Annotated in this window: 11 protein-coding genes; 2 read left to right on the forward strand and 9 right to left on the reverse strand. The window is 69.7% G+C overall.

The features are described 5' to 3' along the window. Nucleotides 1-47: 47 nt before the first annotated feature. The 8 genes from D7V97_RS04365 to D7V97_RS04395 all read right to left on the reverse strand — a co-directional run bounded on the left by D7V97_RS04365 (nucleotide 48) and on the right by D7V97_RS04395 (nucleotide 7,219). Complete coding sequence (locus D7V97_RS04365; RefSeq protein ID WP_120609314.1) at nucleotides 48-998, reverse strand: hypothetical protein; 951 nt, start codon at nucleotides 996-998, stop codon at nucleotides 48-50. Nucleotides 999-1,128: 130 nt separating this feature from the next. Then, nucleotides 1,129-1,752 (reverse strand): TetR/AcrR family transcriptional regulator, encoded by a 624-nt coding sequence (locus D7V97_RS04370; RefSeq protein ID WP_120609315.1) that lies wholly within the window; start codon nucleotides 1,750-1,752, stop codon nucleotides 1,129-1,131. Between the two features lie 76 nt (nucleotides 1,753-1,828). After that, nucleotides 1,829-2,998: a hypothetical protein gene (locus tag D7V97_RS04375; protein WP_120609316.1), complete on the reverse strand. Its 1,170-nt coding sequence runs from the start codon at nucleotides 2,996-2,998 to the stop codon at nucleotides 1,829-1,831. Nucleotides 2,999-3,016: 18 nt separating this feature from the next. Beyond that, nucleotides 3,017-3,730 carry an AraC family transcriptional regulator gene (locus tag D7V97_RS04380; protein ID WP_199728702.1) on the reverse strand — a complete coding sequence of 238 codons (714 nt, stop codon included), beginning with the start codon at nucleotides 3,728-3,730 and terminating at the stop codon, nucleotides 3,017-3,019. Next, entirely contained in the window at nucleotides 3,727-4,560 is an 834-nt protein-coding gene (locus D7V97_RS04385) for a metallophosphoesterase (protein ID WP_120609317.1), read from the reverse strand. Before D7V97_RS04385 ends, D7V97_RS04380 begins: the two co-directional genes overlap by 4 nt. A gap of 123 nt (nucleotides 4,561-4,683) precedes the next feature. Next, nucleotides 4,684-4,815: a hypothetical protein gene (locus tag D7V97_RS46450; RefSeq protein WP_255424749.1), complete on the reverse strand. Its 132-nt coding sequence runs from the start codon at nucleotides 4,813-4,815 to the stop codon at nucleotides 4,684-4,686. 45 nt (nucleotides 4,816-4,860) lie between these two features. Next, nucleotides 4,861-6,180 carry an amidohydrolase gene (locus D7V97_RS04390; RefSeq protein ID WP_120609318.1) on the reverse strand — a complete coding sequence of 440 codons (1,320 nt, stop codon included), beginning with the start codon at nucleotides 6,178-6,180 and terminating at the stop codon, nucleotides 4,861-4,863. A gap of 76 nt (nucleotides 6,181-6,256) precedes the next feature. Then, on the reverse strand, nucleotides 6,257-7,219 hold the full coding sequence (locus tag D7V97_RS04395; RefSeq protein WP_120609319.1) for a D-2-hydroxyacid dehydrogenase family protein: 963 nt from the start codon (nucleotides 7,217-7,219) through the stop codon (nucleotides 6,257-6,259). 101 nt (nucleotides 7,220-7,320) lie between these two features. Here D7V97_RS04395 and D7V97_RS04400 point away from each other — a divergent pair, with 101 nt between their 5' ends. Both D7V97_RS04400 and D7V97_RS04405 read left to right on the forward strand, forming a co-directional pair. Beyond that, the gene (locus D7V97_RS04400; protein ID WP_120609320.1) at nucleotides 7,321-8,064 is read left to right on the forward strand and encodes a hypothetical protein; all 744 of its coding nucleotides are present in this window, start codon (nucleotides 7,321-7,323) and stop codon (nucleotides 8,062-8,064) included. A 147-nt stretch (nucleotides 8,065-8,211) separates the two neighbouring features. Beyond that, complete coding sequence (locus D7V97_RS04405; RefSeq protein ID WP_120609321.1) at nucleotides 8,212-10,485, forward strand: kelch repeat-containing protein; 2,274 nt, start codon at nucleotides 8,212-8,214, stop codon at nucleotides 10,483-10,485. Nucleotides 10,486-10,546: 61 nt separating this feature from the next. Here the strand turns inward: D7V97_RS04405 and D7V97_RS04410 are convergent. Continuing rightward, nucleotides 10,547-11,453, reverse strand: a 907-nt coding sequence (locus D7V97_RS04410; protein WP_147444681.1) for a methyltransferase domain-containing protein, incomplete at its 5' end; no start/stop codon positions are given.

The following is an 11,453-nucleotide window of genomic DNA, read 5'->3' on the forward strand; positions in this document are numbered from 1 at the left end:
CGTTGGAATGAGACGAGGCCCGGTCCTCTGTCGCGGATGACCGGGCTTCATGGGTTGGTTTTGAGGGAGGCGGCGCGATGAGGCGGGCGCCAGCTCATCATGATCCGCAGGTAGGGCGCGGGCTTCGTCGAGGGGGAAAAGCTGGAAGAGATCCGTTTCCGGTCCTCGTCGAGCAGGGCGTAGTCGTTCAAGAAGTCGACGCCCACGGAGGAACTCAGCCACAGGTCGCCCGTGCCCAGACGAACATTCATCGTGGGGCCAAAACGCAGCGCCATCTCCCGCGCGAAGAGGGGGGCCTGCAGCGGGCTGCTGGCCGGCGGCTGGACGCGGAAGACCTGAAGGTCGAATGCGCCCGTGAAGCCCCATTCAAGTCCACTGCCCACCTTCATGAGCACCGAGCCCCGTGGAAAACCCAGCTCCAGGATGTAGGGGTCCATGCGGTAGGCGAAGCCCACCAGGGGAAAGACGGGGACCGCGGCGAACGGATATTGCGAAGCCACGCCCAGCGTCAGGGTTTTTCTCGGGTCTCCGCCAATGAAGTAGTTCGCCATGGCGAAGGCCGACACTGACGTGTCCGTCCCGAGGTTGAAGTCCTTCGAGAAGTCCGTGCTCGCGCTTCCGGAGGCCCCCACCATCACCAGCCACCGGGGTGCCACCGGGCGCACGAGCGTGAGGCCGAGCTGGAAGTTCTGGAGCTTTCCGCCCAGCTGTCCCTCCCCCGCGTTGATCAGCCGGCCTCGGCGCTGCAATCCCATCCACTGGGTCCCGAAGCCCAGAAGCGGAACGAGTCGCGTCTGGCCCAGGGAGAAAGAGGGGAGCAGCGGGCGCACCTCGAGTTGGAGGTGCCCATCCAGTTTCTCTCCCTGCGAGCCAATCTCCGTGCCTCGCTTGTAGGTAAAGCCCACATAAGCGCGGTCCTCCGACGTCTGCGCGCTCGCGGCGTCAGCGAACAGCAGCAGGGCGGCGGTGAAAATGGCAGTGGCGTGCGTGAAGTTCATGGGCCGACGCGGCCTCCTCGGACTGGGGTGCGCTGCAACGGAAAGAGACGCCCACAGGGTTATTGATTTTTTGCTCAGTAATTCTTCGCGCGAAGGAGCTGTGGGGGCAGGCATGGGTCATGCGGAAGGCTCAGCGGCGAGAGACGGGCTGGGTGCTGCGCTGGGCTCCGTGCATCAACAGATCGAGGAGCGTTCGGACGAAGACGGGCGCTGTGGGCTGCTTGAACGGAGCGGTGGGGGTGCGAAAGATCTGCCCCACGACGTAGTCCTTGAGGCCGCCCAGGAATGCGTAGGTGAACACCTCGGGGTCCACGGCTCGGAGGCGACCGAGGGCCATCTCACCCTGGAGATAGGTCGCGAGGGGCTCGAAGTAGGGGTCTTGAGGATGCGGGGTGTTCCCGGCATCGCTGGGTTCGTGCTGCGTGCTCGGATTGCTCAACGCGAGCATGGACAGGGGGATCATCACCCGGAGGATGCCCACGAGCGCGACCCCCGCGTCCTGGAGGTTCTCGACCACCGAGCCCACGCCGATGCGTTCCTTAAGTCCGGCGACCTCGGGTGGCGCGATGAGGTCCACGTCGAGCGCGGCGCGGAACAGCCCTTCCTTGGTCTTGAACCGGCGGAAGATGATGCCCTCGGACACTCGCGCCCGCTCGGCGACCATCGCGGAGGTCGCGCGGACTCCATGCGCCAGGAATACCTCTCGCGCGGCATCGAGAATGTCTTCGTCGCGAATGGAGACGGGGCGGGCCATGTCGTTATCGAGTACTGACTCAAATACTCAATAGTCCGCGGCCTTCCTGGGTGTCAAGTGCACGGGGCGCTTCCGCTCACCGCTCGGACGGCGCCCAGAGCTGCGCGGCCGGCAGCCCCAGCACGCCGGCCGCGGACGCGTGCAGCGACGCGGGCCCGAGCCGTCCCTCGTGTGCGGCCCGGCCCAGCCACTCCTGGATGACGCCGCCGGTGCGCTCGAAGCCGTCGGCCTTGAGGAGCCCGTACAGCCCGGCGGCCAGCACGTGCATGCCGTCGTCGGCGCGGCGCCAGCGCTCGCGTGCCGGAACAGCGACGCCGAGCCGTTCGGTGATGAGCTGCTCCAGCGCCTCGGCGGTGTCCTCGTTGAAGAGGCCTTCGAGCGTGGTGTAGCCGAAGGCCGGGTCATGGTCCGCGACGATGCGGGTGAGCAGCGGGTCGCGTCGCAGCACCTCCAATGCCGCGACAATGGAGGGATGCGCGACGTCGAAGGGTGGGTGCAGGATTTCGTGGGCCGCGTTCCGGATGACCAGCTCGTCGGAGTAGGTCAGGTGCGTCAGGAACCGCTGCCCGATGACCTTGATGCCGTGAGGCTTGGAGAAGTGCATCAGGTCGATGGCGATGTCCTCCTGGAGTCGGTGGCCCAGCAGCCGCTCCTGCTCGGCGATGACGTCCACTCCGGCCAATCGCTGTCGCAGCGCCGTCGTGCGCAGCTCCACGCGGTCTCCGAGCACGTCCCGACGGAACGTGGGGAAGCCAGCAGCGGCCAGTGCTTCGAGCACGCGGGCCAGCTCCGGACGGGATGTGAGGAACCAGTCCCAGGCCTCGGGCTCCCAGTAGGGGCTGGCGCGGAAGCCTGGAAGCAACTGTGCCTCGGCGTTCGTGAGCGCACCGCGCACGTCCGCGAGCGTCGCCGTGGGCCCGGCGGAGAACACCAGACAGAGGAACGGGCCCATCAGCCGGTCCTGTGCCTTCGACGACGCCTTGAGTTGCTGGAGCGCAGTGACGGCGTCCACGGGAAAGCGCGGCGTGAACCGCGCCAGCTCCTCCGCGTAGTAGCGCGTGTAGAACGCATCACCGGACAGCGGATTGAGGAAGCAGAGCGCATCCATGCCCTCGGAGCCGGCGACCTGCCAGCGCGTGCGGGAAGGGGAGGCGGCCGACGGGGGACGTGGGCTTCGGGAGGCGCAGCCCACCGTCGCGGCGAAGGGCAGGGCGAGCAGGGCGGAGAGACAATCGCGTCGGTTCATGCCCCCTGCGTGTAGTCGCTAGCGCCGGGCTGTTCTTGAATCCAGTTGACCCTCGGGCCGAGAGGCTTCGCGCCGCAGGGCCGCGGGCGTCCGTCCCGTCAGGGCGACGACGTCGCGGGTCATGTGCGCCTGGTCGGTGAAGCCCAGCGCGAGGGCAAGCTGCGCGAGCGGCAGCGTCGAGCAGGGGATCCGCCGCCACGCCTGGAGCGCGCGCACCTCGGCCCGGTAGCGCTTGGGGGAGACGCCATAGGCCCGCTTGAAGCCGCGAGCCACGGTCTCCGCCGCGAGGCCCGTGGCCTCCGCCCAGCCCGTGAGTCCCAGCGAGGGATTGTCGCGCAGCGCCGCGGCGAGCAGGTCCGGCCAGTCCCCAGGGCCCGTGAGGGGAGCCACCCCTGACGATGCGACAAGCTCCGCCGCCGCCCGAGGATCCGTCCCGGCCAGCCGCACCACGGCATCCACGTCCCGCAGCAGCCCCACCGCCATGTCCGGCACCGAGGCGGGCAGTGGCAGGTTGAGGACCACGGCCCCGGTGGTGTCGAAGTGGTTCGCATGCGCCTCGAAGGCGCGGTGGAACACCACGGAGCCCGCGCGCAGCCGGAAGCGGCCGGAGTCCCCCGCCTCCACGTAGCCCCCCGCGACGACGACGGCGGTGTAGCCCGTGACGTGCCGGTGGCGCTCCAGCCGGGTCGCCGCCGTGAAGCGCTGCCGTGTCGCGGGTTCCGTGGCGGTCATCGGCTGAGGAACGTCTCGGAGTGCGCGTCGCCCTTGAAATGGAAGACACCCAAGGCGTCCAACCCCTGTTCGACGCTGGCGAGGCAGCGCACCTGGGTCGTCCGCCCGGAGGCGTGGTGGACGGAGGCGCGGTAGGACCTGTGCATGTGGCCACAGAGCACCAGCTTCGGCTGGAGCGCGTCCACGAGCAGCCGTGCGTATTCATTGCCCACGGTGTCGGCGTTCGGGCTGCGGCGCTTTCCCTGGAAGCCAGCGGCGTCGTCCGGGCCGATGATGCCCGACGGCCAGTCGTGGACGAGCAGCACGTCCGCGCGCCCGAGCTCCAGGGCCTGCTCGATGTCCCGCTCGTTGAAGTAGGTGAAGGCCTTGTTGGAGACGGAGCTCCGCGCGGAGAGGGGCGGGCGCGCGGCGCGGAAGGACTCCTCCTGGTAGATGCCGGACACGCCCACCACGCGCAGGCCGTGCAGGTCCACGACGCCGACGCGACCCAGGTAGTGACAGTGGCGGATCAGCTCGAAGCCCTCGGGGTGGGCGTCCAGGTAGCCGTAGGGCTCGTGGTTGCCGCCAATGAAGTACAGCGGCCAGGGGAAGCGCCGCCGGTTCTGGTGATACGCCGCGAAGTCGCCCAGCTGCCGGTACTTCGCGGGGGCGGACATGGTGGCGAGGTCCGCCTCGTCACGGTGGGGTTCGAAGTCACCGACCTGGAGGACGAAGTCGAACGGCCGGCGCAGGGCCTCCGCCTGGTTCTGGAGGTGATCCACCATCCGGTTCATGTGTCCGTGGACGTCCCCCACGGCGGCGAAGACGACCTCTTGGGCGTGGGCAGGCATGGCGCGAGCTGGAGTATCGCCCATCTTCTCTTGCATCCCAGACAGCCAGTCCACCGGGTAGGGACCGGGGAGGGAAGGGGCGCGGGTCGCTGCCGCGCACCTTCCTGGCGAGCAGGCCCGCCGCTAGCGCGGCATCATCCAGCCTGCCGACCCCGTGGCTTCCAGCGCGTTGGGCCGCGAGAGCGTCATCTCCTGCACCCCGCTGGTCGTGGGATTCTCCTCGGTGCCGCCGAAACCGGTGCTGGTCAGCACCATCGCAACCCTGAAGTGCCCGAAGTGCAGCCGGCCGCTCGAATTGCCTCAGGGTTTGCCCAGCAGCTCCAGCGCGGCGGTGGTCAGCACGGTGACGCCGCTGCGCAGCGTGCGCTCGCGGTCCGGCGCGTAGAGGGGCGAGTGCGGGGAGGGGAGCGTCTCCCCCGCGGCCTTGGCGTCGGCGAAGCGCTTGGGCTCGGTGATGCCCAGCCACAGCATCACCGCGGGCACGCCCGCGCGGCCGTACTCGGAGAAGTCCTCGCCACCCATGACAGGCGGCGTCTCGCTGAGGTTCTTCTCGCCCAGCACCTTGCCCACCGCGTCCACCAGCCGCTGCGTGAGCGCGGGGTCATTGAAGGTGGCGGGCGTGCCCTCGGTGACGTTGACGTCGGGCGGACGGGGCGCTCCGGAGGCCATCGCCTCCGCCTTGGCGATGCGCTCGATGCCGGCGAGCAGCGCCTTGCGCACCTCCGGCTTGTACGTGCGGACCGTTAGCTGCAGGCGCACCTCGTCCGGGATGATGTTGTGCTTGGTGCCGCCGTGGATGGAGCCCACCGTGATGACCCCCGGCTCCAGCGGGCTCTTCTCCCGGCTGATCAGCGTCTGCAGCGAGAGGATGGTGCGCGCCGCCATCACCACCGGATCCACGGTGGTGTGCGGGTACGCGCCGTGCCCGCCCTTGCCGTAGAGGTTGACGTCCACCGAGTCCACGCTCGCCAGCGCATAGCCGGGGGTGAACTGCACCGTCCCCGCCGCGGCCGTGGCGATGGTGTGCAGGGCCACGGCGAAGTCCGGCTTGGGGAAGCGCTTGAACAGGCCGTCCGCCAGCATCTGCCGGGCCCCCGCGCCAATCTCCTCGGCCGGCTGCCCCACCAGCATCAGCGTGCCCCGCCACCGGTCCTTCGTCCGCGCCAGCAGCGTGGCCGTGCCAAGCCAGGACGTCATGTGCACGTCGTGCCCGCACGCGTGCATCACCGCGACGTCCGCTCCGCCCGCATCCTTCGCCTTCGTCTTGCTGGCGTAGGGCAGCCCCGTCTTCTCCTCCACCGGCAGCGCGTCCAGGTCCGTGCGCAGCATCACCGTGGGCCCCTTGCCGTTGCGCAGCAGGGCCACCACGCCGTGCCCGCCCACCTTCGGCGTCACCTCGAAGCCGAGCTTGCGCAGACGCTCGGCCAGCTTCGCCGCTGTCTTCTCCTCCTGGAGTGACAGCTCGGGCGTCTGGTGCAGGTCGCGGTAGAGCGCGTCCAGTTCGGGGTACAGCGCGTCCAGGCCCTCGATGCCAGCGGGAGCGGGCGCCGCCGCGAGCACGGGGCCGCCGGGCAACGCCAGGCAGGCGAAGAGCAGGGGAAGCAGGGGAAGCGTTTTCACGAGGGAGCCTCCTGTCCGTCAGGGAGCCCCGCACTACAGCACGGACCGCGGCCGCCAGGGGCTGCTCTCCCGCGGTTCAGCCCAGCTTGCGAATGGGTGCCCCGGTCAGGAACGCCTGGATGTCCTCGACGGCCTCGCGGAAGTAGGTGGCGTAGTTGTTCCGGGAGACGTACCCCAGGTGCGGGGTGGCCAGCAGGGTCGGGAGGGTCCGCAGCACGTCCCCCTCCGGCACCGGCTCGACCTCGAAGACATCCACCGCCGCGCCCGCGATGGTGCCTCGCTTCAGTGCTTCGACGAGCGCGGCCGTGTCGACAATCTGGGCGCGCGAGGTGTTGATCAGGAAGGCTGTCGGCTTCATCCGCTCGAACTCGGCACGGCCCATCAAACCGCGCGAGCGCTCCCCGAGAACGAGGTGGATGGAGACGAAGTCGCTCGTCTCCAGGAGGGCCTCCTTCGACGTGGCGCGGGTCACCCCCACCTCGGAGGCCCGCGCGTCGGTGAGGTTCGGGCTCCAGGCAACCACGTCCATTCCGAACGCGACCCCCACCTTCGCGACCTTGCCGCCAATCTTCCCGAGCCCGAGCAGCCCCAGCCGCTTGCCCTGGAGGTCGAACCCCACGGAGCTCTGCCAGGGCCCGGAGCGACGAAACGCGGCGTTCTCGCCCACCACGTCGCGGGCGAGCGCCAGCAGGAGCGCCCAGGTCAACTCCGCGGGGGGCTCGGAGGAGCTCGCCGTTCCGCACACCGTCACGCCCTGCGCGACGGCCGCGGCGACGTCGATGGCCGCGTTCCGCATCCCCGTCGTCACCAGCAGCTTCAACCGTGGCAGCCTCGCCAGCAGTGCCTTCGGGAAAGGGGTGCGCTCGCGCATGACCACGATCACCTCGCAATCCGCGACCGCGGCGACCAGCGCCTCCGGTTGAGAGAGATGCTCGCGGAACACCACCACCTCGACCTGCTCGCGCAGGGGGGTCCAGTCGGCGATCCTCGTCGCGATGTCCTGGTAGTCGTCAAGGATGGCGCAGCGCAGCTTCTTCATGGCGTCTCCAGTCTCCAGGGGGCCCCCAACCCGGACCCGGGCGCGTGGGCAGGGCAGCGTAGGATTCCGCGCCGTCGGGTCAAACCCTCAAGGGGGGATTCATGAAGGCGAGCGGATTCGTGGTGGTGGCTGCCGTCCTGGCGTGGACCGGCGTGGCGCGGGCGGAACCCCGGCCGGCCCAGCTCCTCATCTGGGGCGGAGGCAAGGACACGGCCGAGGCCGAGGCGGCCCTGGGCCGGTGGCAGGAGCGCGCGAAGAAGAAGGAATGGGAGGGGACGCTGAAGGTGGCGGAGGGCTACCCGCGCATCCTCCAGAGCGCCGCCGTGCCGGGGCTCAAGCCGGGCTTCGTGGTGGTGGTGCTCGGAGCCTGTGAGCCGACCGCGGGGCCGAAGGTGCTGGAGACGCTCAAGGCCTTCGAGCCCGCCGCGTACGCGCGCGACGTGACGTGGGCGGAGCCCCTGGCGTGCCCCCAGCTCGGCCCCGAGTGGCGTGTCGTCCAGTCGAAGTCGTGGAAGAAGAAGGAGGGCACCCTGACGGCCGTGCTGCTGGAGACCCTGCCGAAGCATGAGCCGTGGCAGACACGGCAGGCCCTGCGCGTGATGCTGCGTGCCCCCGACGGGCGGCTCCTCGGCTCGGACGAGCGCAGCGGCCTCCTCGGCGAGGACGCGTTCGCGCCCACCCTGGACGGAGCGGGGCCGACGGTGACGTATCGCACCGTCGGGCCCGGCTGCACGGCCGGCCCGAACATCTCCGAGATCGAGGTGAAGTACCGCATCGACGGTGACACGCTGAAGCCCCGGCTGAGCGAGCGGATCATCGAGGACAACACCCACAACTGCGATTAGCGGGGGCAGGCTGTTCGGAAGAAGCGCCGCCCACCGTCCCTGTGGCAGAGCGCACGGAATGAGACTGCGCACAGGCCGCCTGGTGCGATAGCGACAGCAACCTCCGCCCTGCTCCATTGCGGCGAATTCTTGTCACAAGGGGGGGACATGAAAAAGGCATTCACCTGGTGGACAGTGGCGCTCGCGGTGGCGCTGCTGGCGGGCTGCTCGGACTCTTCCTCCAGCGCCGGCTCGGCCCGGTTCGCTGTCTCCGTGCCGCAGGCCCTCGCTTCCAATCTCTCCCGCGTCTCCGTCACCTCCAGCGCCTCGGACATTCCCTCCGTGACGGTGGACCTGGCACCCACCGACGGCGTCTGGGGCGGCATCATTGGCAACATCCCCGCTGGCGCCAACCGCTCCTTCCGGGCCCAGGCCTTCGACGCTTCGGGCAGCGTGCTCTTCGAGGGCTCCGCTTCCCGCGTCACCATCTCTGAAAACCAGACGAGCCTCGTCGCCATCACCCTCCAGCAAGTCAATCCTCCGCCTCCCTTCGGCAATGAGGCCCCGCTCATCGACACCCTGGTGGCCTCCTCCACCACCGTGCCCGTCCGGGGTTCCCTCTCCCTGGTGGCCTCGGCCCATGATCCCAACCCGGGCGACACGCTCTCCTACGCCTGGAGCGCCAGGGCAGGCTCCTTCTCCTCGCCCTCCAATGCCTCCACCTCGTGGACGGCGCCTGCCTCCACGGGCATCCAGACCCTCACGCTCACCGTGATGGACTCACGTGGCCTGTCCTCCAGCATCGCCCTGGCCGTCAACGTCACCCAGGGTGGCGCAGAGGGAGAGGCCTGGCTCTCCATCTCCTTCAACAGCTCACCTCAGGTGGCCTCTGTCACGGCCTCTCCCACGCAGTTGAGCGTCGGGCAGACGACCGCCGTCTCCGTCTCCGCCTCCGACCCGGATGGCGACAGGCTCTCCTACGCCTGGAGCGCCTCCTGCGCCGGTTCCTGGACCGGCGCCTCCTCCAGGTCTGCCCGGTTCACCCCCTCACTGCTGCCTGCCGGCTCCTGCAACAACTGCCGCCTGACGGTCTCGGTTTCGGACGGACATGGCGGGCTGAACACCGGCACCGTCGCCCTGTGCATCCGCGACACGCCTCCTTCTCCCCAGTTCCCGCCCGTCATCATTCGCAGCTACCGCTCCTCGGACTCCGCGTCCCCGGGCCAGGTGCTCACCTACGAAGTGGCTGCCGGCGATCCGCAAGGCGCTGCCCTCTCCTTCTCCTGGGCGGCCACGACAGGCTCGCTGGGCCAGGAGAGCCACGACGCCCTCCACAGCCGCATCACCTGGGCAGCCCCCGCGTGTGTCAGCGCCGGCACACCCCCGACCGTCACCGTCACCGTCACCAACGCCTTCTCCCTCACGGCGACCCGGAGCTTCGAGGTGACGGGGCTGCCGGCCTGTGGCCCCTCGGGGAGCTGGACGATGACAGGCCCCATGGGGGGGGAAACCCGCAGGGCCCACACCGCCGTGCGGCTCCCTGGCGGCAAGGTCCTTGTCGTGGGGGGAAGCCTGGACACCGCCCGCGCGGCGGAGGTGTACGACCCGGGCTCGAACACCTGGAGCTTCACCCGCCCCATGGTCGAAGTTCGCGTTCTGCCCACGACGACGCTGCTGCCCGATGGCAAGGTGCTCGTCGCGGGCGGATTCTACGAAGGCTTCATCGCGACGGCGGAGTTGTATGACCCGGCCTCGGGCACCTGGACCCCTACCGGCTCCATGGCGGAAGCCCGCATGTGGCATACGGCGACGCTGCTGCCCAACGGCAAGGTGCTCGTCGTGGGGGGCGACAACGGCACCAGTGAGGGCCTCCTGACCGCGGAGTTGTATGACCCGGTCTCGGGCACCTGGAGCCCTACTGGCTCCCTGCCCCAACCCCTCGGCAGGCTGGCGACGGCGACGTTGTTGGCCAACGGCAAGGTCCTCGGCGCGGGGGGCTATTACACCAACGGGACCCCCCTCAAGACGGCGGAGGTGTACGACCCGGCCTCGGGCACCTGGAGCGTGACCGGCTCCATGCTCGAGCCCCTCATCGGCCCGGCGACGCTGCTGCCCAACGGCAAGGTGCTCGTCGTGGGGGGTGGGGCGTCCGAGTTGTACGACCCGGCCTCGGGCGCCTGGAGCGCGACCGGCTCCCCGCCCCAGCACTCCAGCGACGCGGCGACGCTGCTGCTCAGCGGCAAGGTGCTCTCCGTGGATGCGTTTGGAGCGGAGGCGGAGTTGTACGATCCGGCCTCGGACACCTGGAGCCCTACCGGCAGCCTGAACGTCGTCGCTCGCGACAGAATCACCGCGACGCGGCTGCTGGATGGCAGGGTGCTCGTCGTGGGGCCCACCATCGGCGACGAGGACGCGGCGTCGGCGGAACTGTATACGCCCTGAGCCCAACCCCTCTCACGGTGTCAGTCCAGCCGCCCCGGGTCATGGGCCCGGGGCGGAGTGCTCACGCGAAGGCAGCGCTGCGCAGGACCATCACGTCGGCGAAGTCCACGCGCTGCGGCGCCAGACACAGCGCCCCCTGCGACACCTGCTCCAGGAAGTGCTCGCCGTAGTCGAGCCGGGGGCCGGACGCGTACACGGTGATGTCCCGGGCCCGCGCGACGTCCCCGAGCGTCCGCGCCACCGCGTGCGCCACCTCTCCCCAGAAGGGGAAGTACAGATAGAACGCGGTGCCGTCCGACAGGTCCACGTCGCGGACATCCGCGTGGATGAACTCCAGGTTCGGCAGCGCGAAACGCTCACCATTGCGGCGCGCGGATTCGACATACGTCTGACCGAACTCCACGCCCTTGACCCGGGCGGCGGAGCTCGCGGCCACGGTGATGGCGAACTTCCCGTTGCCACAGCCCAGGTCGTAGACCGTGTCGCGCAGCCCGGGACTCGTGACGGACAGGAAGTCGGAGATGCGCTGGGCCCGCGAGGCCATGTTCACCTGACCGAACGGGGGGCGGTCCTGGCCGGTGGTGATGCGGGAGATGCGCAGCAGTCCCTCCAGCCAGTCATCCGCCGCCGTGCTCGCGCGGCCCGTGGCCTCGGTGAAGCCCAGCCCTTCCCACCGCTCCCGGAAGTGCGCCGGTGAGAGCGCTCCCGTTCGAAGCTGCTCGGCGACGTCCGCTCCGGAGGCATCCAGCGCCTGGGTCACGCAGAGCGCTCGCGCCACCAGTGCCGCCCACAGCGCCGCGAGTTCTGGACGCCCCCGCACATCCAGCAGGAGCAGCTCCGGCTCCACGTTCTCCTGCACGAAGGCGAACCGCTCGAAGAGCTCCCACTGCGCGCCCAGGCCCAACGTCAGCAGGTCGCCCGGAACGAGAAGGGCTTCGGCGCGCTCGACCCACCAGGGGGAGGCGGGC

Origin of the sequence: Corallococcus sp. CA053C (assembly GCF_003611675.1) — a bacterium.
Classification (GTDB): domain Bacteria; phylum Myxococcota; class Myxococcia; order Myxococcales; family Myxococcaceae; genus Corallococcus.